We start from the raw sequence: 23,329 nt of genomic DNA, 5'->3' as shown, positions 1-23,329 counted from the left end.
TCACTCCAGGCGCGCTTCCAGCCGTCGTCGTTCGTCCGTCAGTTCCACGGGTGCCCACGCCTCGACGTCGTAGCTGACGTCGAGCAGCTGTCGGAGTCGCTCGTCGGTTCCGCCGCCGTCGAGCGCCGCGTCGACCGCCTCGACGAACCGTTCGGCCGTCGACTTGCCGAGGCGGTCGCGGTCGAGTCGCCGCCGGTCGATCTCGAGGATGTGCGGAACGTCTTCGGCGTGGTCCGGCACCGTCGGGAACGCCGTCGGACCCGGAACCAGCAGGGCGGTCCCGTCGCGCTCGTAGCGGACGAGCGCGAACTCGGCGATCGCGTCCTCGATCGCGTCCTCGAGCGCCGCGCCGTCGACGGAGCTCCCGTCCGCGCGGAAGGCGGCCTCCGAGAGCGCGCGCTCGAGCTCCGGCCGGGTCAGCCCGCCGAAGAGGTCGACGACGCCGGCCAGTTCGTCGGCGGTCACGTTCATACCCGCCACAACGGGGGGTTCGCTGATAAAGATTGATAGCGCCGCCGCCTCGTCCGGCGGTCGCTTCACGGTCACGCCCGACGGCGGTCAATCGCCCATCTGCGAGCCGACGCGTCCCTCGTGCCAGGGGCGGGCGGCCGCGAGCACCGCGTCGGGTTCGAGGGGAGCGTCGTCCCACCGCGGCAGCCGCCGATCGGGGCCGGGCCGCGAAATTGCCGCCGCGTACCGGATCAGTTGATCGCGTTCGCCGGCGGGATCGTACTCGAGACCGTTGAACGTCGCGTCGGCGCGGTAGCGCTCGACCAGCCGGTTTCCCGCCGCCCGGTACCGTTCCGGGAGCGTCGCGTACCTGGGTTCGACGCCTCGTTCTTCGAGGACGCGAAACAGCTCGGCGGCGACTTCCCGGCTCATCCCCTCGAGTCCGGTCTCGCCCGCGACCGCCCGGTGGTCGTGGACGTGTCTGCCGAGGTCGACCTGGGCGGTCCCCGCGAAGCCGGCGTGGTCGAAGGCGTCGCCGAGCGTCCCGACCTCGAGCCCCCAGGCGCGCGGAGCGCGCAGCCGTCGCGCGAGTTTCGCCGTCGCCGCGAACTCGCCCGCGAGCGCGTACCGGAACGCGCCGAGGTAGTCGACGATCGGCTCGTCGTGTACGGCCGCCAGCGCCGCGACGATCGGCTCGTAAAACAGCCGGAACAGGCGGCCGTACAGCTGTCCGTCCTCGACGCGGGCGTAGTACCCTTTCGAAAACTCGAACCCCTGTTCGAGCGCCGCGAGCAGCCGGCGAACGTGTCCGGCCTCGTAGCTCGCGGCGTCCGCGTCGTGGACGACCACGTATTCGCCCGCGGTCGCGGCCGGCCCGAGCGCGAGCCAGACGTCTCGACCCTTGCCGGACTCGCCAGCCAGCCCTGCACCGTCGAGCAGCGTCGCGACGTTCGGTGCGTTACACCACAGCACCCGGATCGGGAGGTCGAACGAGGTGAGCCACTCGCGAACCGCGTCGACGCGTTCGGCCGAGGCGCGAACCGGCACGAAGACCGCCGCCGGCTCGAGCGTCTCGAGTTCCGAGAGCACCCGCGTTGCGGCGGGGCTCTCGTGTTCGCGCTCGGTCATCGGAACGACGATGCTCGTTCGACCGACCGCCCGCTCGAGGCGATCGGTCGCAGCCCCGTCGCGGTCGTCGCCCGCGAGGTCGTGGAGCGTCGCGATTCGCTCCTGGACGTACTCCATCGGTGGAGTGTTCGGCCGAACCGATAAAACGTCCACGACTCCGGCGAGTCTGGTATCCGCTCCGCGACGCCGGTCTCGGTCGGGGCGAACGGCTCTCGACTGGCGGAGGGGACGCGACCACCTCGGAAAGCGTTCGACGCCGTCCGCGCGTTCGCCGATGCGATCCTGATTCGTCAACGGATCATCGTCTTTCGCGGTCACGCCGTCCATTCTCCCGACGAGGGAGGACGCGCCCGCTCGATCGACCTTTCCGTGTCGGCCTGAATTATAATTTGTCCTGAAGGAAGTGGGGGAAAGCACCGGTCTTTTTCTCCCCTTCCTTCTAACAGGGCGTACATGAAATCAGTCCGGAAGGCACTGCGCGAAGGCGAACTCGAGAAGGACACGTACGATCGGCTCGTCTGCGGCGAGTGCGAGAAGCCGCTGAAGACCGAAAACGACCCGAACGAGATCAAAACCGTTCGAATCTGCCCGGACTGCGACGCCGAGTGGAAGGAGATCCGGTAGTCGGCCGGCCCGCCTCGATCCAACCGCGGGGTTCGCGATCCCGCGGTGTCATCCCCTCGAGGCTCGAGATTCGGGATCGGCTACCCCGCGCGACCGGCGCTGGCGCTTGCGGTCGGGCGGTCGGGCCTGCTGGTCGCCCGCGAGTGGTCGCTGGACGCCGCGCTGGCGCTCGCCACCGTCCGTGCGGTTCCGCCCGTCGAGACCGCTGAACCCGCGACGCGAGCGTCGGTTCGGTCGTTCGTTCGAGACCGTCGAAGTGGTACGGCTACCGCTCGCCGGCGAGCGCGGAAAAGAGCCGTTCTTCGAACTCCGCGAGGTCGATCCCGTCGGAGGGACCGATGCCGCGCATGTGTTCGACCGAGAGCTGTCCGCCGCCCATCCGGGCGTGACCGCCAGCGTTGGCCATCGGGATGTCGCTAACCGCGTGTCGGAGCGTCTCGCCCATGTGCACCCGGTCGTCGCGCGACCGGCCCGACAGGTGGATCGTCCCGTCGCTCTCGCCGTAGACGACGACCGCCGTGACTCCCTCGAGGTGCATGAGTTCGTCGGCAGCCTGCGGGATGGCGTCGACGTTCGAGATCGTGCCGACGTCGCAGACCGCGAACGACCCTTCGACGCGCTTTTCGGTGATCGCCGTCGCCTTGATCTGCAACACGTCGTCGCTGACCTGCGGGTTGGCGATCCGCTCTAAGAGGTCCTCGTCGATCTCGTCGAAGAGGTAGGCGCAGGCGTCGAACTCGGCGCGCGAACAGCCGTTGGTCAGGTGGTTCGTGTCCGCCTGAATGCCGTACAGCAATCCGGTCGCGAGCTCGGGGGTGAGCACGAGTCCGCTCCTCTCGTCGTCGTCCTCCTCGCTCGCTCTGGTCGCGCCGATCTCCTCGACGTACTCGACGACGATCGTCGAGGCCGCACCGTACTCCGTGCGGACGTCGGTGAACTTCGTCCCCGTCCCGTTTCCGGGGTGGTGGTCGACGACGGCGATCGGCTCGACGCTCTGTGCGCCCGTGAACCCGCGAGCCGTGTTGTGGTCGACGAGGACGATCGCCTCCGACGCGAGGTCGGAGCTCGACTCGACGCTCTCGAGATCGAGCTCGAGGACGGTTCGAAACGCCCGATTTTCCTGATGGCGGATCTCGCCGGGGAACTGCAGCGTCGCGTCGGTGTCGACCGAGTCGGCGATCGCGGCGACGCCCATCGCACACGACATCGCGTCGGGGTCGGGGTTGGGATGCATCAACACCGTCACCTCGTCCTGGGCCGCGAGCACCCGCTGAAGTCGCACCCCCGGCGGCCGCCGGAACCAGCGGATCACCCACCAGCCGCCGAGCAACGCGGCGACGACCGCGAGGATCAACAGCGAGAGGATCAGCGGATCGAGCGCCGTCAGCGCTTCGACCCCGCCCTCGATCGTCGAGGTTCCCGCCTCGATGGAGCGTTCGTCGAGGCGGAACGCTCGAGCCGCCGAAGGGGGCGCTCCGTTCATACCGGACACTCAAAGTGAATAACCAAGAAATTTCCCCTCGAGTTATAGTTCTCCTGATCATAAAATAGTCGGTGGCTGATGGCTCGTATCGTCGTTCGACGTCGAGTACGCGTTCTACGTCGAGTACGACTCGACCGCGTCGCGGTATCCCTCGCGAAACGTCGGATACGCGAACTCGTAGCCGAGGTCGCGAAGCGTTTCGTTCGAGCACCGCTTGCTCGTCAGGATCCGTCGCCTGGCCGCCTCCGAGAGGTCGTCGTCGGCTAGCCGCTGTGCTTTCGTCCGCTTTGGCGGTCGCTCGAGTCCGCACTCGTCGGCCAGCCAGTCCGCGAACGTCCACTTGTCGACGGGCTCGTCGTCGACCACCTGCACGACCTCCCCGCGGGCGCGGTCCGTCTCGAGCAGGTGTCGGACCGCCCCCGCGGCGTCGTCGCGGTGGACCATGTTCAGGTAGCCCGCCGTGACCGGCCCGTCGAGGTACCGCTCGAGTCGGTACCGATCGGGCCCGTAGAGGCCGGCGAACCGTACGACCGTCCCCTCGAAGCCGCGTTCGGACGATCGCTCGATCGCGATCCGTTCGGCCTCCGCGAGCACCGCCGTCTTCTCGGTCGTCGGCTCGAGCGGCGTCTCCTCGTCGACCCAGTCGCCGTCGTGGTCCCCGTGGACGCCCGTCGAGGAGGTGTAGATCAGCCGCTCGGGCGGATCGTCCCGCGCGCCGAAGGCGTCGATCGCCGTCCGCAGCCCCTCGACGTAAACTTCGCGTGCGGCGTCGGCTCCGCGGCCGCCGCTGCTCGCGGCGAAGACGATCGCGTCCGCGTCGGGGACGGCTTCGAGGTCGGCCGCGTCGGTGACGTCCGCCCGAACCGCGTCGAATCCGGCGTCCTCGATCCGACGAACGCCGTCTCCGGAGCGTCGAACGCCGGTTACGGCGTGGCCGCCGTCCGCGAGCTGTCGGCCCAGATCGAGTCCGACGTACCCACAGCCCAGAATGACGATCTCCATACGGCAATTCGCCGGCCGCCGGGCATAATAGCACCGCTCCCGGCACTCTCCGTTCGCGTGGACAGCGGTCAGGGCATGGCGTCGACGATCGCGTACTGGAGGTGGACGTACTCCTCGAACGACATCGGCGCGCGCCGCTCGATCTTCTGTTGGATCTCCTTGGCGTCGAGGTCGAGGTCGAGTTCACTCTCGACCGCGTCGACGTCGAGGACCGCCGTCGTCATGCCGAGCAAGAGGTGTTCGCACGCGATCTCGACGATCGTCTCCGGATCCGGCGTTCCGTCCGCGAGCGCCTGGATCTCGGCCGCCTCCTCGAGCGAGAGGTCGGGCGATTTCGTCGCCGAAAGCGCCTCGAGATCCTCGCGGTCGACGTCACTCGCCTCGACGACCGCCGCGATCTCGCGTCCCTCGAGGACGCTCCTGAGATCCGTTTCGTACTCCGCCCGTAGGTCGTCGGGGGAGTCGGGAACCGACGTCCGCTGTTCGTGGAACATATCGGCACTGACAGCGGTCGTCCTCAAGTGAATTGTCTTTCGTCGGGATCCGTTCGGTTTCTCGCTCTAGGTTACGCGTCGGAACTGACGGCGTTTCGAACGGGTGTCGGACGGCGGAGTGTCAGGATACGTATCGGAACGTTCAACTACATTCACGCGCATGACATTCGGTGTATGAAAGTCGCCCTGATCGGAGTCGGTCAGGCCGGTGGGAAAGTCACCGAACGGCTCACCCGGTTCGACGCGAACATGGGCTTCGAGGCCGTCCAGGGTGCCCTGGCCATCAACTCCGCGAAACCCGACCTCCAGTCCCTCCAGTTCGTCGACACGCAGTTGATCGGCGCCGACCGCGTCAACGGTCACGGCGTCGGCGGCGATAACGAACTCGGAGCCGAGATCATGCAGTCGGACGTCCAGCAGGTGATCAGCAACCTGGACGGTCGGATCACCTCTCGAGCCGAGGCGATCTTCGTCGTCGCGGGGCTCGGCGGCGGAACCGGAAGCGGTGGCGCTCCCGCGCTCGTCCACCACCTCCAGCGAGTGTACGACGTCCCCGTCTACGCGCTCGGCATCCTCCCGGGCCGAAACGAGGGCGCGCTCTATCAGGCCAACGCCGGTCGGTCGCTGAAGACGCTGCTTCGCGAGGCCGATTCGACGCTGCTGATCGACAACGACGCCTGGCACCAGCAGGGCGAGAGCGTCGAGGGCGCCTTCGAGACGATCAACGACAAGATCGCCCGCCGCGTCGGCCTGCTGTTCGCAGCGGGCGAAGTCGTCGACGGCGTCGGCGAAAGCGTGGTGGACTCGAGCGAGATCATCAACACGCTTCGTTCGGGCGGCGTCTCGGTGCTCGGCTACGCGAGCGAGGTCGCCGCGGAAGACAGCAGCGAGAACATCAGAACTGTGATGACCGTCGCGAGACAGGCGCTGCTGACCGGCACCAGCATGCCCGACGCCACGGCGGCCGACGCCGCGCTGTTAGTGATCGCGGGTCGGCCCGAGCGGATTCCCCGGAAAGGCGTCGAGAAGGCCAGGCGGTGGCTCGAGGACGAAACCGACAGCATGCAGGTCCGCGGCGGGGACTTCCCGCTCGAGAGCGATCGACTCGGCGCGCTGGTGTTGCTCGGCGGTGCCGAACGATCCGAGCGGATCGAGGCGTTCATGCAGCGGGCTCGGGAGGCCAAACGGGCACAGGGGGAGACGAAGCCGGACGTCGTCGATCAACTCACCGACGACCGACTCGAAAACCTGTTTTGAGCGCCGGCCGTTCGTGAACGGTGGCGGCCGTCGAAATCGCCGGCGAGCCGCTCGAGCGTTCGATCGGCCCGTTCTCGGACGTCCCTCTCCTCGGATCGTGAGGTTCGCTCCGGTCGCATTCCGTCTCGAACGGGGTTTCGCCGGTCTTTATACGCACCTCGAGAACCCGTGTCAGTCTCCGCCGCGCTCGACGAGGCGTCTGCTAACGGTTTTCACGGTTCTCGGGACCGGTACATTTAAATTAGAGGCGGCAGTATTCCCGAGTACCAGAACGCCACCGGGGCGCGTATCGCTCGACGATCGATGACAGGAAATCTTATTCACCGAGGTTTCGCAGATCGCGAGCAATCGCTCTCGACGGACGACACCGGTCACAGGTCACCGAGTGGCCGCTGTTCGACCGCGTCCGTTCCGGTGCGGTATGGCACAGAGGTTTGACTAACACATGGTAGACGAATCGAAAAACATCGAACTGACCGAGGACGACCTAGAAAACAAATCGAAAGGACAGCTCATCAAGATGGCCGGCCAGCTGCGAGACCGGCGAAACGAGCTGAACCAGATGGCCTCTTCGCGGGCCTCCAAGCGCGACGATCTCAACGCGAAGACGCGCGAGAAAGTCGACGAAGCCCAGGAGCACCGCGAGAAACGCGACGAGCTGAACGAGCAAGTTCAGGAGCACAAAGAGAAGCGAAACGAGCTCAACGCCGAGGCCAACGAGCTGTTCGACAAGGTCGAACAGCTCAAGTCGGACATGGAACTCGACGAGGGCAAGGACCTCGAGGAGCTCGAAAACGAGATCGAACAGCTCGAGTTCAAACAGCAGACCGAGGTCCTCTCGAGCGAGGAAGAAAAGGAGCTGATCGAGAAGATCGAGGGAAAGCGCGAGGAGTACGAAGAGCGCAAGGGGAAACTCGAGCAGAACGAGGACCTCGAAGAACTCGTCGAGGAAGCTGAAGAGGTCCGCTCGGACGCCTCCCAGCACCACCAGAAGGTGACGGAGCTCGCCGACAAGGCCCAGGAACACCACAACCAGATGATCGAGGCCTACCGCGAGGCCGACGACATCCGCGACGAGGCCGACGAGATGCACGAGAAGTTCGTGGAGGCACAGGAGGCCGCCGACCAGCACCACGAGGACTTCGTGCGCGTCCAGAAGCGTCTGCGCGAACTGGACAAGAAAGAGGAGAAAGAGCGCAAGTCCGCACGCGACAAGAAGAAAGAGGAAGCCAAAGAGGAGGCCGAGGAGATTTATCAGAAGTTCAAAGAGGGCGAAACCCTCGACACCGAGGACCTGATGAAGCTCCAGAAGACGGGCCTACTCTAGGGCGTTACTCGGTTCGTCTTCCGTCCGTTTTGTGGCCGACGTTGTTGGTTTCGTGTCCGTCCGCCTGAAGCGACGGCTCGGTAGCGCCGCCGACTTCCGCCTCGGGCGAGCCACCGCTATCGACGCACGGGCCGAGCGAAACGAGGACCCTTTAACAGGCCGGCCGACCCAGAGTCGTGCATGACTCGAGGTGCACACGATGGCTAGTACGGAGGGAATCGGGCGGCTCGCGGTCGTCGTCCTGGCGACGGCCGCGTTCGCAGTGATCGGAGTCGGACTGTTCGTTCTCTATCCCGAGACGCTCACGGACCTGTTCGGCGTCGCCTTCGCGCTCGCGGTGATTTTCGTCGGCGTCAGGATCGCGAGCTCCGTCGCCGCGTCGCTGTTTCCCGGCTACGACGTCGCGGAAGTGGCAGTGGAGGGACCGATCACCCGGGACGGCGGCGGCGGACGGTTCCCTTCGAGTCCGGGATCGACGCCGGCGGACGACGTCGTCGAACAGATCGATCGGGCGGACGAGGACGAGAACGTCCGCGCGCTGCTTGTGAAGCTGAACACGCCCGGCGGCGAAGTGGTCCCGAGCGACGATATCAAACTCGCGGCCGAACGCTTCGACGGGCCGACGATCGCCTACACCACAGACGTCTGTGCGAGCGGCGGCTACTGGATCGCGAGCGGCTGCGACGAACTCTGGGCGCGAGACGGCTCGATCGTCGGCTCGATCGGCGTCATCGGCTCTCGGGTGAACGCCAGCGAACTGGCGGCGAAAGTCGGCCTCTCCTACGAGCGCCTCGCCGCCGGAGAGTACAAGGATGCGGGTACCCCGCTGAAAGAACTCGAGGCGGACGAACGGGCGTACCTGCAGGGGCTGATCGACGACTACTACGAGACGTTCGTCGAGCGGGTCAGCGACGGACGCGATCTCGACCCGGAGTTCGTCCGCGAGACCGAAGCCCGCATCTACCTCGGCGAGACGGCCCACGAGATGGGGTTAGTCGACGTCATCGGCACTCGCCGCGACCTCGAGGACGACCTCGCGGACCGTCTCGAGGTGGACGAGGTGACCGTCGAGGAGTTCGAGCCCGAACGGCCGTTGATGAGCCGCATCGGTGCCGGCGCTCGCAGCTGTGCGTACGCCTTCGGAGCCGGCGTCGCCGGTCTCGCGGACGAACGCGAGTTCCGACTTCGGACCTGACTCGACTCAAACCCGACTCGAAGCCGAGTGCGACGACCGGACCGACGGCGTTCGACCGGCACGGGGACGCACGACGCTCGCTCGAGCACGGCACCCGGCGAGTCGCGGTCGGACTCGACTCGAGCGAAACGAGTAAGTGGTTTTATCGTCGCACAGAATGGAACGGGTACCGTGACAACGCTGGTCGTCTGCCTCGACCGGACCGACGACGTGGGTCGAAAGACCGGCCTTCGGTCGCCCATCGTCGGCTGGGAGGCGGTTCGCGCGCTGGTGACGGACATCGGTCTCGCGGATCCGGAGGATTCGGGAGTCAACTCCCTGCTCGAAACGTTGCGCGTCGCCCAGGATCTCCGCGACGACGACGAGAAAGCGGTCGTCGCGGTCGTCTCGGGCGATCGGGAGTCGATGGTCTCGGCTGACAGGGCCGTGGCCCGCCAGCTCGACGAACTCATCGCGGAACACGAGCCGGAGTCGGCGGTCGTCGTCATCGACAGCGCCGAAGACGAGCGGCTAGTCCCGATCGTCGAGAGCCGCGTCCGGGTCGACTCGGTCGATCGAGTCGTCGTCCGGCAGGCTCGCGACATCGAGTCGACGTACTACCTGCTCAAGCAGTTCCTCGCGGACGAGGAGCTCCGACAGACCGTCCTCGTTCCGCTCGGCCTGACGCTGCTCGTCTTTCCGATGCTCGCGATGCGAATCGGTGCCGCGGAGGGTGCGGCCGCGATCACCTCGGTCATCGGGCTCTTTTTGCTCTATAAGGGGTTCAACATCGACGAGATCATGACCGGCGTCGCTCACCAGGTTCGCGAGTCGCTGTACTCGGGGCAGGTGTCGGTCGTCACCTACGTCGTCGCCGCTGGATTGACGTTCGTCGGCCTCTTCGCTGGCGCGTTAGGCGTCTCGAGTCTCGAAGACACGCCCGGGATCGTCGTTCCAGTCGTGCAGTTCGCATTCGACAGCGTACCCTGGCTCACCGTCGCCGCGCTCACCGCGAGCGTCGGTCGACTGCTCGACGAGGCGATCAGCGAAGAGCCGATCCGGAGTTCGTTTCTCAACCTTCCGCCGGTCGTCCTCGCCGTCGGCCTGGTCGTTCGCGGCTTCTCCTCGTACTTCCTCGAGCAACAGGGATTCGTCGATCCCGTCGTGGTGCCGGCGATCCAGTGGGGCGATCGAGCGCTCGATAGTTTTCTCGTGACCGCCGGCGAGCGCCTCGCGCTGTACGTCGTCACCGCCATCGTCGTGAGTATCGTCGGCGCACGCCTCGCGATGTACGTCAGCGGACGCGGGGAGGACGCGGAATCAACCGACCGTCGAGGATCGGAGTCGGAAGTGACCGACGGCGGCCCGGTCGGCGTCGACTCGTCGACGGCTCCAGGAACTGACGCCGCCCCCGAACTCGACTCCGGCGACAGGGAGTCCGACACCGACGCCGAGTTCTGACCGCTTCCCGATGTACGTCGATAGCCGGCCACACTCGTCAACCACTTATTCGTCTGGTGCAACCGTCGATTATGTCCGAGACAGACGGCGCCTGGGTGAGTCTCTTTTCCGGGGGAAAGGACTCCTCGTGGGCGCTGTATCGCGCGCTCGAGGAAGGGATCGACGTCCGCCGACTCCTCACGGTTCACCCATCGGACGACTCCTACATGTACCACGTACCCGCGACGGAGCTCGCTTCTCTCGCCGCCGAGAGCATCGGTATCGAACTGGTCGACGTCGATCCGGGCGATCTCGGGGCCGAATCTGCCACGGACTCGAACGAGCAGGGCGACGACGAACTCGAGCCGCTCGAGGCCGCCCTCTCTGACCTCGACCGCGAACTCGAGGGCGGACTCGCGGGCGTCACCGCCGGTGCCGTCGAGAGCGAATACCAGACCAGCCGAATCGAGGGCATGTGCGATCGTCTCGGCTGTCGGCTGTTCGCGCCGCTGTGGCAGCGCGATCCCCACGACCTCGCGGACGCGATGCTCGAGGTCGGCTTCGAGATCGTGATCGTGCAGGTCGCTGCAGGCGGACTCGACAGGTCCTGGCTGGGAAGAACGCTCGACCGCGAGGCCATCGAGGAACTCGACGCGCTCAACGCGGAGTACGGCGTCCACGTCCTCGGAGAGGGCGGCGAGTTCGAAACGCTGGTCGTGGACGGACCGCACATGGCCCGACGGATCGCTCTCGAGTACGAACCCGAGTGGGAGGGAACGCGCGGCTCGATACGGATCACGGACGCCGAACTGGCGTGAGCACCGCGACCGAGCGGCGCTTCGCCCGCTCCGTGGGATCACGTTGCGGCCGGCCCGTCAGGCCCACCGCTTCGCGACCCGGTCGGACGTGAACCGGCCGGTGTAGCGCGAACTCCCTAATCCGCGCCCCTCGCGGGGAGGACGCTGTCAGGGAACTCGCCACACTTGCGCCCGGGGCGTCCCGCAGTCGTCGCAGATCACCGCTTCGTTGTCCTTGTACGTTCCTCGCTCGAGTTCGCCGTCGTCACAGGACGGACAGGACCTCCCCTCGAGTATCGCGAGCAGCTGTCCGTGCTGTCCGCCGGACTGCTGTGATTTTGCCATACCGTACCAGGTGCCGGACGAGGGGTAATCGTTGGCCCTGGTTGTGCCGTGTCGAAGTACCTATCCGCCCCCTCGTGGAACCATCGGACGATGTGGCCATGGGGACACCTCGCCGTCGCCTACCTGCTGTACACCGCCTACACGCACCGTCGGTTCGACCGCCCGCCGCTCGCGCTTCCGGCCGTCGCGCTCGCGATCGGCTCGCAGTTTCCCGACCTGATCGACAAACCCCTCGCGTGGACGTTCGACGTCCTCCCCGGCGGCCGAACGCTCGGCCACTCGCTGGCGTTCGCCGCGGTGCTGACGCTGGTCGTGTACGTCTTCGCGACCCGCTTCGAGTACCGACGGGTTGGATTCGCGTTCGTCGTCGGTCACGTCTCGCACCTGCTCGCGGACGTTCCCCCGACGGTTCTCACCGGCGACCTCTCCGGAACCGAATTCCTGCTGTGGCCGTTCGTCGATCAGCCGGCCGACGAACCCGTCGACGGCATCCTCGAGGCGTTTCTCAGCTACTACGCGATGGGGCCGTACGAGGTGTTCCAGCTCGGACTGTTCGTCGTCGCGGCGCTCGTCTGGTACCGCGACGGTGCGCCCGGCCTCGGATACGTCTCTGCGGCGTTGGACCGGAGAGCGTCGCCGGCTGGAGACGAGTGATTCGACCGCGGCGGCGACCGATCGGTCGCCGTCGCGCCGCCGAATCGGTGTGGCTATCCCACCGGACGACCTGATCTCGGTATGCGCCAGTTCGTACTCGTCGGTCACGACGTGCCGATCGAGCCCGACTTCTCGCTCGACGATCTCGCGGGCGGTGCCGGCCGGCTCGACGCTCTCTGTCGCTCGATCACCGCCTCCTTCGTCACCTCCCACGGCATCCGCGAAGACGTTCGCGTCCACCTCGTCGTCCAGGATCAGCTTACGATCGCGTTCGACGGACGCGATCTCCGTCGACTCAACCCCGACGAACGAAGCACTGCTGCGCTGGTCCGAAACGCGCTCGAGCACCGCGACGAAGCCATCGGAGCGTTGCCCGCCGAACCGAGCCCCGGTATCGAGGTGTTTCGCCGGGGACTCGCGGAAACGCTCGAGGAGGTCGACGCAGAGGGACAGGTCGTTCAGTTACACGAAAACGGCGATCCGATAACCGACGTCTCCGCCCTGACCGACCCCGTTTTCGTCCTCTCCGATCACCGGAATTTCACCGACGACGAGGCGACGATTCTCGAGAACGCGACCGCTCGACGGGTGCGACTCGGACCCGAACTGTTGCACGCCGATCAGGCGATCACGATCGCACACCACTACCTCGACACCGACGGGTACGATCGAGTGTAGACGAACGCGTCATCGTGTCGTCACCCTCGCGTTCGATCGGTGTCGATGGGGCGCTCTCGAGCGCTTTCGGTCGGTTTCGTCTTCACCAGAAGAGAGCTTTCGGAACCGTTAAACGCTCGGACGGACACCGTTCGAATGCGGGCCGGTGGGGTAGCTTGGTATCCTTCGGCCTTCGGGTGGCCGTAACCGCAGTTCGAATCTGCGCCGGCCCATTTCTGCCCGCGAATTCTAACCGACGAGCGAAGCGAGTCGCGTTCGTGAGCGGCAGAAATGCAGCCGCAAAGATTCGAACACGCGAGTCGCAGCGCGCGAACGAAGTGAGCGCGACCGTCTCGCATCTGTTCGACATCTGCGCCGGCCCACTGGGTACATATACCTTTTCCCGCATTCTCTGACAATTAGCGGCTACTTTTCGGGGTGGTCTGCGTGAGCACCACGCCGCAGTTCGTTGTCGGGAACTCGAAATGTCTTCACTGTGGTGCCCACGTTACCAACGAGTTCGGTCGTGTCTTCGGTGACGATCGCGACCGCGCCCACCGCTGTGGCGAGTGCGACAGTTACGCTCGTCTGAGTCGGGGGTCCGCGGCCGGGCTCGAGGTCGACGTTCCCGATCCAGAGACGTCGGAGGGGCGTCACGGTGGTGAGCCCGATGTCTGACCGGATCGATCCGCGGGACCTCCCCAGCGGCTTCTCTCCGGCGTTCATCGAACTTCGGGATACCCTGGTGTGCGTCGCGGACGCGACGCTTCGTGACTCCGGCTGGCTCGAGTTCACCGAGTGGACCGGCGCGAAAGGACTGCTCCCGCCTCGAGAGTGCGGGCGCGTGAAGTTCGTTCCGACCGAACTCGTCGAAGACGAGTTTCGACGACGTCTCGCCGACGCCGAACTCCGCGAGGAGTACCGTCCGAACGGGGAGGTGAGCCGATGAGTCGTCTCGTCGAATCCGCCGAGTACGCCCTCGACAGCTTCGTCGACCGGATTCAGCACGTGATGGGACTGGCCGATCACATCGCCGAGTCGTCACCGTTCCAGAAGTGGCTGGCCGAGAACGGCGCCGAAATCGAGTACGACGAGAACGGCGAGCCCAGATGCGTCCGAATCGATACGATTCTCTCCGAGCTGAAAGCGAGTAGCTTCGAGAACGTGCACACGATCGCCGCTGAAGCTCTCGAGAAGTGGTCGAAGTCGGGGAACGATCCGTCGCTACTGCGACGAGCGCAGCTGACCTGGCGGACTCCTGGCGGCGGGACCGAAGTCGGTTACGTCGAAAGACGACCTCCGCGTTGAGGGGCTACTCGACGAGAACGGGGAACTTAGGGACGACCAGCATATCCATATCCGTCACGTCGGCGACGGCGAATGGAGCCTCGAGCGCGTCGAAGAGATCGAGACGTAATCATTACAGTTTAAGCTGTTTGGATAAAGAGTATCAGATCCGAAATGTCGGATGGACTGCGAGAGTACGATCGGGAGTACGAGACGCCGATCTCACACTGTGCTCGGAAGCGATTGGGATACAACCGAACCGAGGACGAGATCACCCGATTCGTCGTTCAGTTGGAGTACGAACTCGAGAGCGGTTGGACGACGGTCGTTCGGTACGATCACGACGTGAAAAGCGAGTTCGGTCACGACGTCAGCGAGGAAGGCGTCCACATCGATATCTACCGTGACGGGGAGAAGTACCGAACCGAGTACGTCGCTCCGCCCATGCCCGCGAGGCACGCACTGGATCGCGCCGAAGACCATTTAGCGAACAACCTCGTAAACTTCATACGGAGATTCGAAGAATGGCACGAGATCAGACCCGACCGATGACCGACGACGAGATCGACGAGCTGCGGGAGAACATCGAAGAGCTTCGCGAAGACGTTCGGGAGGATCTCGCGGAGGACTTCGGCGGGGAACCCGACGATTACCGTGCCGAGAAGCCGATCGCCGACGGCGGAGAGGACTGATCGGGTTATCCTAACCAGGCGACTTTTTCGCGTTCTCGCTGTTGAGCTTCCGGTGAGTAGGTGCACTTTCCCCGATTCGCGGACTACTGACCTGGCGGTAAGTACAGCAACCTCTTTTACCGGGGGCATCGGCTGGCGTCTGCGCCGCCAGCCTCAACCCCCGGCAAAACCCGTTGATGCCAAAAGGCCGCCGTCGCGGGGTTTCACCCCGCTCCGGCGGTGAATCGCTCACTCTGTTCGCGAATGCGAGAGCGAGTTTGCCCGTTCCATTCGCAGTCATAGTGAGCGGATCGATTGCCGCTTTCGGAGGCAACAAAGGAAGTCGTCGTGCTGCACTAATTCTCTACGCCTCGTAAGTCGACGTCAAAATACCATCTTACTGTCACTATGGATGGTATGAAGAGCTACGCTAATGCGTATGATAAACGGAGTATGAACCGGATTCGTCGACGATGGGGGCGGCTTCTTTCTCACGGACCCACCCCGGGAGGTCATCGAACTCCTGGGAACGGCCCGCCTTACCTGCGTGTCGTGTCAGCCACGCTTCCGTCGGAGAGCAACGTGAGTTCGATGAGAGCCGCAGTGGCTCGGCGGAGCCGTTTCGAGAGCGCGCTGTCGCTAACGTTCTCTTTTTGCGCAAGTTCGGCGAGCTGTATACTCCTCGGAGCGTCGTAGTACCCGCTTCGATACGCCAACAGAAGCGTCTCTCTATAACTGGGCTTGAGCACGGTTTTTCGTACTGCTGGAGCGGTGTTCTCGTTTTGAAAGTTCGAATTATATACCTTATTCAACGTCACCGGAACTTCGTTGCTGGTCGCAGCCATATTGAATTCGGACAGTGACAGATGCGAGTCGAAAAGGAGGTGAAATTCCCACTCCGTTTCTCTACCCGTTGCTTTGAGAACTCGGCCCCCGATATCGATCAGTGGTTGAACGATCCCATCACCGTCGCCATCGTTCCACTCGATTTCGAATACCGTCTTCTTCTCGGTAGACGCGATCACATCGACGGCCTCGACGCACTCTTCGTCGCGCAACGCCGTTCGGACCTCGTCCGGTTCGGCACGAGAAACCGACACCAGGGGCAAACTCGTTTTGTAGCCGCTTTGAAGCGGTACGATCGGTTCGAACTCGACCACCGCGTCGGGAATAGTGTGGAATAGTTTACCAAGGACGAACGTATCCGCTGGCACGGTGATTTCAGCGATCACAGTCATACCATCACACGAATCCGATCCGGAACTCGGTATCTCAGCGTCGTTCTCATTTTCTCCACACCTCCCTGGAAGACCCAGGAGGAACAGCACCAACTATTCACGTAAAACCATACCCTCATCGACGAACCGAGCGACGATCCGCCTGGGAACGAGGGCCATCGGCGTCTCGAGGGAGTCGAAAGGGGCGTTCGAGACCGAGAACAGCGTAGCCGTTCGAGACCGGTTTCCGGCCGTAGTCGAACCGAAGCGCGCTGCCAGCACGAGATTCCGCCGAAAACAGTATCGTCAGCCCTCGGCCTCGGCGTCGTCGCCAGTCTCTCCGTCGTCGTCAGTCTCGGCGTCGTCGTCGAACGTGACGTCGATCTCGAGCAGGTCCCATTCGGCGTCCTTGAACGAGGGTGAATCACCCATCGTTCCCCGATCACCGGGATCCGGATCCGCGTCGTCATCGATCAGCAGGAGTACCGGCTCGCCCCCTGGTTCGCCGACCTCGACCAGCGCCGAGTAGACTTCCCAGTCCCCGTGGTCGTCGAACACGTCCTCGTCTTCGTCGTACTCTTCGAGAAACTCCCGTCGGTTTCGTTCCTCGAAATTCGTCAAGATGACGAACGTTTCGTTCGGGTAGTAATCGTTCGCTTTGAGGACGACTTCCTGAGTCTCCTGGGCCCCGGCACTGCCCGCAGTGGCCGAGATACCTGCACCGGCCGCGAGCGCGGAAGCCGCGGCCGTCCTTCGTTTCCCGAAGTCCGTCGATTCGTCCGTTCTGTCCCCGTCGTCTGGTGTCATGGCTAGATGTCGACCTCCGTTTCGACCAGGTTCCATTCGGGATTGCGAAACGAGGCGATCTCGTCCATCGAACCCGAGTCCCCGGGTTCGACGTCCAGATCGTCATCGTCGTCGTCGATCAGCAGATGCCCCAACTCGCCTTCGCTCTCGCCGATATCGATCCGGATCACGTACACTTCCCAGTCGCTCGGATCGGTGAACACGTCTTCGTCCTCGTCGTACCGTTCGAAGAAGTCGTCTCGCGTCCTCGTCCCGAACTGAGTCAGAATATCGAAATCGGCACCGGGAGAGTAATCGCTTCCGTGGAGGACGGCCACTTCACCGTTGACCGCTGCAACGGCGGTGGCGGTCGCTCCGGCACCGACGGTAAAAGCGGTGGCCGCAAGTGCCCCTTTCTTGATAACCGTTCGCCTCGAGTCGCCTGCTGGTTTCCGGATGCCGTCTGTCATACTCTCTGTCGGACGTGTCCTTGTTCTGGCCGGTCGTTCGTCTCGCTCACTCATCCCCTCGCCTTCCGTCTGCAGGTCCCTCACGCGTATCGACGTCAGTTGTGAATCACTCCGTATCGCTACGTGAACGGATCCTCGTCGCAGGAATAAACCCCCACAGACAGCACCGAACGGAGGGGATCGCCGGAGTCGTTCACGACCGAACGTCCCGTAACGGAGCCGACCGCACCTTTGGTTCGACACCGAACGCGTCACGAGAGACCGTCGTACGGACGGGTGAAACGGCTTGCCGGTGCAACTGTGACGTTCTCCGGTTGGACGGGAACGACGTACGACAGTCCGTATCAGTCAGATTCGACACGTCCTCGAGTCTCGGCCGCTCGGAAAGCCGCTGCAGCAGTAATACGCGGTCACGCGCCACGCTCTCCGACACCCAACCGACGGTCCGTCGGGCAGTATGGAGAGCGTCGTGATGGAGCGTCTCACCGGCGCGTGGGCAGGCTGTCTCGACGTCGTCGTCACACCGTCGCCGAAGAACGGGGAATCGATCTCGACGGCGTCGAAATCGAGATCCAGGGAGACCTCGACCCGCGGACGTTTCTCGGTGCTGGCGAAGACGTCCGGGCGGGCTACCAGGAACTCGAGGTGAGGATCGACGACGACGACGCTGACCGGGAAGCTCTCGATGCGCTGGCGACGGTGGTCGAGGAACGCTGTCCCGTCGGCGACAACATCGAACACTCGACGCCGACGAACGTGACGGTCGAACCGACCGAGCGAGCGGTGTTTTGCGTTTCGATCGGTACCACCGGAACTCGGATCGACGACCGGCTCGAGCCGACTCAGCCGCGCCGTCGAACCGCCCACAGGAGCGCGAGAACGAACGCGGCGGCGACGGCTGCGCCGGCGGTGAAGCCGGGCGTCGGCGACGTGTAGCTGCGTTCGTCCGGCTCGGGCTCCTGGTGACCGACGACGAATCCGTCGAGTGACGAGACCTCGGCCGTGAACAGGTGGGCGTCGCCGGCGTCGTTTCGGATCGTCGTCTCCGTCTCGTTCCACTCGGTTCCGTTCACCTCGTAGAGGGCGATCTCCTCGGCGGCGGCGTCGCGTTCCTCGAGGAGGTCCGCGTCGACGCTGATCGTCACCGTCGCCGGATAGTCGGTCGAGTCGCCGGTGACCGTCAGCGCGCCGAGTGCGTCGGCGTCGTCGGGCGAGTCTGGGAGTCCGTCGGGTCGGTCGCTCTCGAATCCGAACGACGCTTCGCCGTCGAGTCCGGTCAGTTCGATCTTCTCGAACCGAACGCCGTCGTCCGTCTCCATCGAGGGCTGGAGCAGGATCGGATCGTCCGCGGCCGCGTCGGTGACGTGAGCGACCGTCTCGCCGTTCGTTCGATCGTAGGTGACCGTCGGATCGTCACACGTTCCCGTTCGGATCGTGACGGGTTCGTCGAGCGACGAGAGTTCGATCCGATCCGGGTCCTCGAACGATCCAGAGAGGACGTGCCAGTCGGTGATCTCGCCGTCACCCGCGTAGTCGGGGTCGTAGATGTCCTCGGCTCCGTAGAGTTCGGCGTCCTCGTTGAACGCCGGGTGGATCGTGAGGGAGAACTCGTCGTTGAGTCCCCCTCTGATCGCGCCGCCGTCGGTTCGGCCCTCGGCCCAGATCCACGAGGCGCCGAAGTGGTTGTCGTCCTCGTACCACTCGACCATGTTCGACTCGCCGTCGTACAGGTCGTCCTGGACGACCCACTCGCTCTCGCCGGGGAGTCCGACGATGTCGAACGTGGCGACGCCGCCGTCGGTTTCGCTGTCGAGTCGATCGTGGACGATTACGAGACTCACTCCGTCCGTTCCCTCGTGGAGCATGAGGTGGCTCGTGTCGTCCTCCTGGAGGTGAGCGGTGCCGTACGAGCTGTACTGACGCTCTTCGGGCTCGCTGTCCGGATGAGTTTCGTGGTTTCGGTAGTCGTAGAACGATTCGACCGTCCGGCTGGTCGAGATCGGCTCGATCGGCTGGCACGCGTCGCCCTGCTCGACGACGTACGAGTCGGCCGCCTGCGTCGCGCTCGAGGCGCTCACCGCGCCGACTCCGGCGAACCCGAGCGTTCCCGAGACGATCATCAGGGCGACGACGGCGACGACGGTCGCGGGACGTTCGCTCATGAGTCACCCCGCAGGTGCGAGTGCTGTGGTGACGGTTCGTCGGGTTCGAGCGGACAGACGCCGATCGCTCCGGACGAGCCCGTCGGTCGGTCGGTTTCCGTCGCCGATCGGCACCGCCGATCGCGTTCGATCGCTCCGTACAGTTCTCCGGGCGGGCCGATCCACGCCTCGAGTTCCCGTGCGCGTTCGATCAGCCAGCGGTACAGCGAGCGGTAGCCCGGAAACTCCCGCTCGTGGAAAAAGCGGGGGTGCCAGAGAACGGTCATCGTGGCGTCGTTTCTCGCCGCATCGAGCAGGAGTCGTTCGCAGACGCGGCGGGCCGCTTCCGGCTCCGATCCGGGATCCGGTAGCGCCTGGTCCATGACCGTCGTCGGGAAGACCACGAACTGGTCGTCGAACGGACGAATCGGGCGGTATCCCTCGTGGAAGCCACAGTCGGTGCCCGAACCGAGACTCGCGTCGTACCGAAGGCCGATCGCTCGGTGGTGGTTCCAGGTTTCGGGTTCCTGGAGCCGAAGGTGGTGCTGGCGGCCGCCGACCACGGATCCGTCGAGGATCGACTCGAGGATCTCCTTTTCCTCGCGCAGTCGCTGGGGGTCGTCGGCGGTGTGATACGATCCGTGGAGTCCGACCTCCCAGTCGCCGTCCTCGAGCGAGCGGATCACCTCGACGACGTCGTCGCGGGTGACGTCGTACCGTCCCAGGTGCTGGATCCAGTTCGACGGCGACGTCCACTCGCGGACCGGCCGGTCCGCGAGCAGGTGTTGTTCGTTCAGGAAGTAAAACGCCGATCGAACGCCCAGTTCGTCCTCGAGGGCCATGATCTCCTCGAACTGCCAGTACGGGTTCGCCGACGAGAGGGCGGTCCGAAGGTGATACGTCGGTCGCTCGCGGGTCGCGTAGTACAGCGAGCGGAACCCTTTGTACGGTCGGTCGACGTCGTGGGTCAGACAGAGCGCGAACTCGCCGTCGACGGGAAGCGACGAGACGCGAGACCGCCTCGATCGGGCGAGGTCGTCCGGTCCGCGGCCGTCAACGCGGCGGCCGGCGACGTCGTCCGACCCCTTCGCGCCATCCCGACGGGGAGGATCCGCCTTCATGCACACCCTCGCTTCGGTCGATCGGCGTCGACCCACGCCGCGAGGGGCGGCGCGACGACTCGCCCGTGCGATCGGAGCGACCGCGGTTTCGCGGAGAGCGACCGTTCTCCGCGGAGGATTCGCTCGCGTTCGTGCGTTTGATTCATTTCGCTCATCACGTCGTTACTCTCACCCAGACAGATACGATAGTAAATGACAGCGTACCCGACTGCCACTGAATTCGAAAGAACGGAACATCCGACAGTTCCGAATCAATTACGTGTTTCTTTTCGGTATCGACCGCGATCCGCCGACCCGAAATCCAACGGCGACGTCCCGGAATTTAGGCTCATTCGCGGTCCTCGTTGGCTTCGAGCGGTCGTTTCGGCCGGGATACGACGCTCGAGACCAGGCGGCGACAGTAGCCGAGAGACTCCCGGAGAACGGGCGCTCCGTCGTACAGCCACACGACGACCACGAGGGCGGCGAGCGCGAGCTGTACCCGCACGTACGTCGAGAGCTCGCCGGCGAGCAGCGCCCGCTGATACCCCTCGAACAGCCGCCAGAACTCGTCGGCGAACCCGATCCGCTCCTCCGCGGAGCCGACCGTCTGGACGGGCCACAGCATCAACTCGGTCCGCACGCGTCCGCCGCGGAGGTAGCCGTCGAGGACGTCCGACGGCAGGTGAAGGAGATAGCCCAGTGCGAACGCGATCCCCGCTTCCGTTCGATCGAGTCGGCGGGCGAGCAACCCGACGGCCACCGACAGCGGAACGGCAAAGAGGATCGAGTGTCCGAGCGCGTAGCCCGTCTCGAAGACGCCGAACTCCCAGGCGAGCGGTTTGTCGATCAGGTCCGGCAACACCGACGCGAAGACGACCGCGAACGCCTCGAGTCCGGAGGGCGAGCGTCGGTAGTAGAGGTGACTGAACGCCGAGTACGCGAGATACCCGACGATCGCGTGTTCCCACGGCCACATTACCGGAGGATCGCCGTCTCGCGGAATTAGTTATGGTCGTACTAAGTTCCGCTATCAAACGGCTACGTCGAACTGGCGAGGGCTCGAATCGCAGGAACGACCGCGCCGGTCGAACGTGAGGGGGCGACAGACTCGAGATCAATGTTCGGCCGTCTCGTCACGAGGCCGGATCGTCCACTCGCCGTTCGGAGTCGAACCACCGCCCACTACGAGGAGGAATTACGACCATTCACGGGGGCGTTTTCTGGGTCAGAGAAACCGCGTCGCTTTTGATACCGTTGCCGGAACGAACAGCTACAGTGAGTGAGGAGGTCGACCTGTCGACGGTGCTCGCGGTTCTCGACGACGAGTACGCACGTGATATCCTCACCCATACGAGCGTCGAACCCATGTCTGCCAGTACCCTGAGTGAACGGTGTGACGCGTCCCTACCCACGATCTACCGGCGACTCGATCGTCTCGAGGAATGTCGACTCGTCACCGAAGAGACGGAACTCGCACCGGACGGTAATCACTACAGCGTCTACAGTGCGAACCTCGATCGTCTCGAGCTCTCGCTGGAAGACGGTGCGTTCGATCTCGAGTTGACCTATCGCGAGGAAGACGTCGCGGACAAGTTCACGAAAATGTGGGAGGGGATGCGATGAGCGAGGACGTCGTTCGGATCGACGAGGCGACGCTGTTCGAGCTGTTGACCGTCGCTAGCCTCTTTCTCGTCGCGCTGATCGGCGCGATCATCGCCTACCAGGCCTACCGCGGCTACCGTCGCAACGACGCGCCGTCGATGCTCTATCTCGCGATCGGCTTGCTGTTGTTGACCGTCTCTCCGTTCCTGATCAACGTCGCCATCAACACGCTCTTCGACACCGATCAGATCGTGACGGTTTTCTTCGAGAACGTGAGCCGACTGCTCGGACTCGTCGCGATCACCTACTCGCTGTACGGACGACACTGAGCGAAATCGTCTTCCGATCGAGGAGGGCCGAAGCACGGTGGAAGAGTCCCACTGAGACCGTCTGATGCACCGACGTCCCGGTACAACCGCGGACCGTCCGCGAGTGCGGCGGGACTGACGGACAGCAGACCACGAAGCCGGTGATCGGGCGTCGGGCTACCGGCGGACGTGGGTGAACGGACCGGACGATTCGGGGTTGATCCGACTGCGACGGGCATCGCGTCCACGAGGTTGATCGGCGTCCGGTCCGCCTATCTGACGGGGGACTGACGATGTTCGGGCGGATTCCTGGGACGTCCCCCGGACCCTCCTTTTATCCGCTCGGTATTAGTGTGACGAGGGTTTTTTCTGGGTCGGAAAATCCGCCGTCGGTCTCGAATCCGCCCCGCCTCCGGACACAGTGTGCTCGAGCGATCAGCGGTTCGAACTGGATCGATCGACAGTCCGGCGACGCTGGACGCGAACCCATACGATTATCGGGTCGGCCTCGAAGTGACGGTATGCACTCTCTCGTCGGCAGCGATTCGGTACACACGACGGCAGCGATCTGTGACTACCTCGACGACCGTTTGAGTCCGGGCGACACCGTCACCGTCGTCGCGGTCGCATCAACGACCGATCCGACGGCGCGACGGGACTGCCAGGACGCCCTGAACGCCGCGTCCGTTCGACTCACTGCCACGGCCAGCGTCGATACGCGGCTTTGCAACGGCGATCCGGCGGCGGTGTTACTCGAAGCGGCTGCCGAAACCGACCCCGACGAAATCGTCGTCGGCAGCCACGGCTGGCACTCGGACGAGTCGCAACCGGTCGGAGCCACCGTCGAGACGATCCTCGAGCGCGCGAACCGACCAGCAGTCGTCGTTCCGACGTCGACGGAGTGACGACGTC

The 23,329-nt window shown here is 64.6% G+C and carries 28 protein-coding genes, 1 tRNA gene and 1 pseudogene; 18 read left to right on the top strand and 12 right to left on the bottom strand.

Going from position 1 to position 23,329, the window contains the following annotated elements:
* Complete coding sequence (locus EA472_RS01050; protein WP_124189663.1) at positions 1-471, bottom strand: DUF7109 family protein; 471 nt, start codon at positions 469-471, stop codon at positions 1-3.
* 87 nt (positions 472-558) lie between these two features.
* Positions 559-1,695, bottom strand: a complete 1,137-nt coding sequence (locus tag EA472_RS01045; protein WP_124189662.1) for a glycosyl transferase family 2 — start codon at positions 1,693-1,695, stop codon at positions 559-561.
* A 336-nt stretch (positions 1,696-2,031) separates the two neighbouring features.
* Between EA472_RS01045 and EA472_RS22305 the strand changes: the two genes are divergently transcribed.
* Entirely contained in the window at positions 2,032-2,202 is a 171-nt protein-coding gene (locus EA472_RS22305) for an HVO_0758 family zinc finger protein (protein ID WP_165874787.1), read from the top strand.
* A gap of 265 nt (positions 2,203-2,467) precedes the next feature.
* Here EA472_RS22305 and EA472_RS01040 read toward each other — a convergent pair whose 3' ends face one another.
* The 3 genes from EA472_RS01040 to EA472_RS01030 all read right to left on the bottom strand — a co-directional run bounded on the left by EA472_RS01040 (position 2,468) and on the right by EA472_RS01030 (position 5,181).
* The gene (locus EA472_RS01040; RefSeq protein ID WP_124189661.1) at positions 2,468-3,685 is read right to left on the bottom strand and encodes a DHH family phosphoesterase; all 1,218 of its coding nucleotides are present in this window, start codon (positions 3,683-3,685) and stop codon (positions 2,468-2,470) included.
* Positions 3,686-3,799: 114 nt separating this feature from the next.
* Positions 3,800-4,687, bottom strand: a complete 888-nt coding sequence (locus EA472_RS01035) for an SDR family oxidoreductase (RefSeq protein WP_124189660.1) — start codon at positions 4,685-4,687, stop codon at positions 3,800-3,802.
* 68 nt (positions 4,688-4,755) lie between these two features.
* Entirely contained in the window at positions 4,756-5,181 is a 426-nt protein-coding gene (locus EA472_RS01030; protein WP_124189659.1) for a DUF5791 family protein, read from the bottom strand.
* A 174-nt stretch (positions 5,182-5,355) separates the two neighbouring features.
* Here EA472_RS01030 and EA472_RS01025 point away from each other — a divergent pair, with 174 nt between their 5' ends.
* The 5 genes from EA472_RS01025 (at position 5,356) to EA472_RS01005 (ending at position 11,197) form a co-directional block, all read left to right on the top strand.
* On the top strand, positions 5,356-6,438 hold the full coding sequence (locus EA472_RS01025) for a tubulin/FtsZ family protein (RefSeq protein WP_124189658.1): 1,083 nt from the start codon (positions 5,356-5,358) through the stop codon (positions 6,436-6,438).
* Between the two features lie 445 nt (positions 6,439-6,883).
* On the top strand, positions 6,884-7,765 hold the full coding sequence (locus tag EA472_RS01020; protein WP_124189657.1) for a coiled-coil protein: 882 nt from the start codon (positions 6,884-6,886) through the stop codon (positions 7,763-7,765).
* Between the two features lie 199 nt (positions 7,766-7,964).
* Positions 7,965-8,960, top strand: coding sequence for a signal peptide peptidase SppA (sppA, locus tag EA472_RS01015; RefSeq protein ID WP_124189656.1), 996 nt, complete (start codon positions 7,965-7,967; stop codon positions 8,958-8,960).
* Between the two features lie 171 nt (positions 8,961-9,131).
* Entirely contained in the window at positions 9,132-10,400 is a 1,269-nt protein-coding gene (locus tag EA472_RS01010; protein WP_124189655.1) for a DUF373 family protein, read from the top strand.
* A gap of 71 nt (positions 10,401-10,471) precedes the next feature.
* Positions 10,472-11,197 (top strand): diphthine--ammonia ligase, encoded by a 726-nt coding sequence (locus EA472_RS01005; protein ID WP_124189654.1) that lies wholly within the window; start codon positions 10,472-10,474, stop codon positions 11,195-11,197.
* Positions 11,198-11,344: 147 nt separating this feature from the next.
* Here the strand turns inward: EA472_RS01005 and EA472_RS22300 are convergent, their stop codons facing one another.
* Positions 11,345-11,521, bottom strand: coding sequence for an HVO_A0556 family zinc finger protein (locus EA472_RS22300; protein WP_165874786.1), 177 nt, complete (start codon positions 11,519-11,521; stop codon positions 11,345-11,347).
* Positions 11,522-11,611: 90 nt separating this feature from the next.
* On the opposite strand from EA472_RS22300, the gene EA472_RS01000 reads away from it, so the two are divergent.
* From EA472_RS01000 to EA472_RS22295, 8 genes and pseudogenes are all read left to right on the top strand, one after another.
* Positions 11,612-12,175 carry a metal-dependent hydrolase gene (locus EA472_RS01000; protein ID WP_124189653.1) on the top strand — a complete coding sequence of 188 codons (564 nt, stop codon included), beginning with the start codon at positions 11,612-11,614 and terminating at the stop codon, positions 12,173-12,175.
* Positions 12,176-12,256: 81 nt separating this feature from the next.
* Positions 12,257-12,853 carry a tRNA (pseudouridine(54)-N(1))-methyltransferase TrmY gene (gene trmY / locus EA472_RS00995; protein ID WP_124189652.1) on the top strand — a complete coding sequence of 199 codons (597 nt, stop codon included), beginning with the start codon at positions 12,257-12,259 and terminating at the stop codon, positions 12,851-12,853.
* A 139-nt stretch (positions 12,854-12,992) separates the two neighbouring features.
* A tRNA-Pro gene (locus tag EA472_RS00990) sits at positions 12,993-13,065 on the top strand.
* Positions 13,066-13,270: 205 nt separating this feature from the next.
* Positions 13,271-13,510, top strand: coding sequence for a DUF7563 family protein (locus EA472_RS22855; RefSeq protein ID WP_124189651.1), 240 nt, complete (start codon positions 13,271-13,273; stop codon positions 13,508-13,510).
* Positions 13,503-13,781: a hypothetical protein gene (locus tag EA472_RS00980; RefSeq protein ID WP_124189650.1), complete on the top strand. Its 279-nt coding sequence runs from the start codon at positions 13,503-13,505 to the stop codon at positions 13,779-13,781. Before EA472_RS22855 ends, EA472_RS00980 begins: the two co-directional genes overlap by 8 nt.
* Positions 13,772-14,140, top strand: a pseudogene (locus EA472_RS00975) (DNA-binding protein); the annotation flags it as partial. The gene EA472_RS00980 and the pseudogene EA472_RS00975, both read left to right, overlap by 10 nt.
* A gap of 153 nt (positions 14,141-14,293) precedes the next feature.
* Positions 14,294-14,671 (top strand): DUF7718 family protein, encoded by a 378-nt coding sequence (locus tag EA472_RS00970; protein ID WP_124189649.1) that lies wholly within the window; start codon positions 14,294-14,296, stop codon positions 14,669-14,671.
* The gene (locus tag EA472_RS22295) at positions 14,668-14,811 is read left to right on the top strand and encodes a hypothetical protein (protein WP_165874785.1); all 144 of its coding nucleotides are present in this window, start codon (positions 14,668-14,670) and stop codon (positions 14,809-14,811) included. Before EA472_RS00970 ends, EA472_RS22295 begins: the two co-directional genes overlap by 4 nt.
* Before the next feature lie 518 nt (positions 14,812-15,329).
* Here the strand turns inward: EA472_RS22295 and EA472_RS00965 are convergent.
* The 3 genes from EA472_RS00965 to EA472_RS00955 all read right to left on the bottom strand — a co-directional run bounded on the left by EA472_RS00965 (position 15,330) and on the right by EA472_RS00955 (position 17,263).
* Positions 15,330-16,118: a helix-turn-helix domain-containing protein gene (locus EA472_RS00965; protein WP_243637741.1), complete on the bottom strand. Its 789-nt coding sequence runs from the start codon at positions 16,116-16,118 to the stop codon at positions 15,330-15,332.
* A gap of 195 nt (positions 16,119-16,313) precedes the next feature.
* Entirely contained in the window at positions 16,314-16,814 is a 501-nt protein-coding gene (locus EA472_RS00960; RefSeq protein WP_124189648.1) for a calcium-binding protein, read from the bottom strand.
* Between the two features lie 2 nt (positions 16,815-16,816).
* Positions 16,817-17,263 (bottom strand): calcium-binding protein, encoded by a 447-nt coding sequence (locus tag EA472_RS00955; RefSeq protein ID WP_124189647.1) that lies wholly within the window; start codon positions 17,261-17,263, stop codon positions 16,817-16,819.
* A 492-nt stretch (positions 17,264-17,755) separates the two neighbouring features.
* On the opposite strand from EA472_RS00955, the gene EA472_RS00950 reads away from it, so the two are divergent.
* Complete coding sequence (locus EA472_RS00950; RefSeq protein WP_207891104.1) at positions 17,756-18,199, top strand: OsmC family protein; 444 nt, start codon at positions 17,756-17,758, stop codon at positions 18,197-18,199.
* Here EA472_RS00950 and EA472_RS00945 read toward each other — a convergent pair.
* From EA472_RS00945 to EA472_RS00935, 3 genes are all read right to left on the bottom strand, one after another.
* Positions 18,106-19,425, bottom strand: a complete 1,320-nt coding sequence (locus EA472_RS00945; RefSeq protein ID WP_124189646.1) for a hypothetical protein — start codon at positions 19,423-19,425, stop codon at positions 18,106-18,108. The two genes, EA472_RS00950 and EA472_RS00945, sit on opposite strands and share 94 nt — an antisense overlap.
* A complete protein-coding gene (locus tag EA472_RS00940) occupies positions 19,422-20,525 on the bottom strand; it encodes a polysaccharide deacetylase family protein (RefSeq protein ID WP_243637740.1) in 1,104 nt (367 codons plus the stop codon). Before EA472_RS00940 ends, EA472_RS00945 begins: the two co-directional genes overlap by 4 nt.
* Before the next feature lie 328 nt (positions 20,526-20,853).
* Positions 20,854-21,483, bottom strand: coding sequence for a metal-dependent hydrolase (locus EA472_RS00935; RefSeq protein WP_124189645.1), 630 nt, complete (start codon positions 21,481-21,483; stop codon positions 20,854-20,856).
* A 299-nt stretch (positions 21,484-21,782) separates the two neighbouring features.
* Here EA472_RS00935 and EA472_RS00930 point away from each other — a divergent pair, with 299 nt between their 5' ends.
* The 3 genes from EA472_RS00930 (at position 21,783) to EA472_RS00920 (ending at position 23,322) form a co-directional block, all read left to right on the top strand.
* Entirely contained in the window at positions 21,783-22,130 is a 348-nt protein-coding gene (locus EA472_RS00930) for an ArsR/SmtB family transcription factor (RefSeq protein ID WP_124189644.1), read from the top strand.
* Complete coding sequence (locus tag EA472_RS00925) at positions 22,127-22,438, top strand: DUF7521 family protein (protein WP_124189643.1); 312 nt, start codon at positions 22,127-22,129, stop codon at positions 22,436-22,438. Before EA472_RS00930 ends, EA472_RS00925 begins: the two co-directional genes overlap by 4 nt.
* Before the next feature lie 500 nt (positions 22,439-22,938).
* Positions 22,939-23,322: a universal stress protein gene (locus EA472_RS00920; protein ID WP_124189642.1), complete on the top strand. Its 384-nt coding sequence runs from the start codon at positions 22,939-22,941 to the stop codon at positions 23,320-23,322.
* The last annotated feature ends 7 nt before the right edge of the window (positions 23,323-23,329 follow it).

This window comes from Natrarchaeobius oligotrophus (assembly GCF_003841465.1).
Classification (GTDB): domain Archaea; phylum Halobacteriota; class Halobacteria; order Halobacteriales; family Natrialbaceae; genus Natrarchaeobius; species Natrarchaeobius oligotrophus.
Note: the sequence above shows the minus strand (reverse complement) of the source record. Positions and strands in the feature narration are given on the sequence as shown.

Excerpts from the sequence above, each read along its gene's own strand:
- EA472_RS01050 (WP_124189663.1), bottom strand. The coding sequence starts at position 471 with ATGAACGTGACCGCCGACGAACTGGCCGGCGTCGTCGACCTCTTCGGC.
- EA472_RS01045 (WP_124189662.1), bottom strand. The coding sequence starts at position 1,695 with ATGGAGTACGTCCAGGAGCGAATCGCGACGCTCCACGACCTCGCGGGC.
- EA472_RS22305 (WP_165874787.1), top strand. The coding sequence starts at position 2,032 with ATGAAATCAGTCCGGAAGGCACTGCGCGAAGGCGAACTCGAGAAGGAC.
- EA472_RS01040 (WP_124189661.1), bottom strand. The coding sequence starts at position 3,685 with ATGAACGGAGCGCCCCCTTCGGCGGCTCGAGCGTTCCGCCTCGACGAA.
- EA472_RS01035 (WP_124189660.1), bottom strand. The coding sequence starts at position 4,687 with ATGGAGATCGTCATTCTGGGCTGTGGGTACGTCGGACTCGATCTGGGC.
- EA472_RS01030 (WP_124189659.1), bottom strand. The coding sequence starts at position 5,181 with ATGTTCCACGAACAGCGGACGTCGGTTCCCGACTCCCCCGACGACCTA.
- EA472_RS01025 (WP_124189658.1), top strand. The coding sequence starts at position 5,356 with ATGAAAGTCGCCCTGATCGGAGTCGGTCAGGCCGGTGGGAAAGTCACC.
- EA472_RS01020 (WP_124189657.1), top strand. The coding sequence starts at position 6,884 with ATGGTAGACGAATCGAAAAACATCGAACTGACCGAGGACGACCTAGAA.
- sppA (WP_124189656.1), top strand. The coding sequence starts at position 7,965 with ATGGCTAGTACGGAGGGAATCGGGCGGCTCGCGGTCGTCGTCCTGGCG.
- EA472_RS01005 (WP_124189654.1), top strand. The coding sequence starts at position 10,472 with ATGTCCGAGACAGACGGCGCCTGGGTGAGTCTCTTTTCCGGGGGAAAG.
- EA472_RS22300 (WP_165874786.1), bottom strand. The coding sequence starts at position 11,521 with ATGGCAAAATCACAGCAGTCCGGCGGACAGCACGGACAGCTGCTCGCG.
- EA472_RS01000 (WP_124189653.1), top strand. The coding sequence starts at position 11,612 with ATGTGGCCATGGGGACACCTCGCCGTCGCCTACCTGCTGTACACCGCC.
- trmY (WP_124189652.1), top strand. The coding sequence starts at position 12,257 with ATGCGCCAGTTCGTACTCGTCGGTCACGACGTGCCGATCGAGCCCGAC.
- EA472_RS00980 (WP_124189650.1), top strand. The coding sequence starts at position 13,503 with ATGTCTGACCGGATCGATCCGCGGGACCTCCCCAGCGGCTTCTCTCCG.
- EA472_RS00970 (WP_124189649.1), top strand. The coding sequence starts at position 14,294 with ATGTCGGATGGACTGCGAGAGTACGATCGGGAGTACGAGACGCCGATC.
- EA472_RS22295 (WP_165874785.1), top strand. The coding sequence starts at position 14,668 with ATGACCGACGACGAGATCGACGAGCTGCGGGAGAACATCGAAGAGCTT.
- EA472_RS00960 (WP_124189648.1), bottom strand. The coding sequence starts at position 16,814 with ATGACACCAGACGACGGGGACAGAACGGACGAATCGACGGACTTCGGG.
- EA472_RS00955 (WP_124189647.1), bottom strand. The coding sequence starts at position 17,263 with ATGACAGACGGCATCCGGAAACCAGCAGGCGACTCGAGGCGAACGGTT.
- EA472_RS00945 (WP_124189646.1), bottom strand. The coding sequence starts at position 19,425 with ATGAGCGAACGTCCCGCGACCGTCGTCGCCGTCGTCGCCCTGATGATC.
- EA472_RS00940 (WP_243637740.1), bottom strand. The coding sequence starts at position 20,525 with ATGAAGGCGGATCCTCCCCGTCGGGATGGCGCGAAGGGGTCGGACGAC.
- EA472_RS00935 (WP_124189645.1), bottom strand. The coding sequence starts at position 21,483 with ATGTGGCCGTGGGAACACGCGATCGTCGGGTATCTCGCGTACTCGGCG.
- EA472_RS00925 (WP_124189643.1), top strand. The coding sequence starts at position 22,127 with ATGAGCGAGGACGTCGTTCGGATCGACGAGGCGACGCTGTTCGAGCTG.
- EA472_RS00920 (WP_124189642.1), top strand. The coding sequence starts at position 22,939 with ATGCACTCTCTCGTCGGCAGCGATTCGGTACACACGACGGCAGCGATC.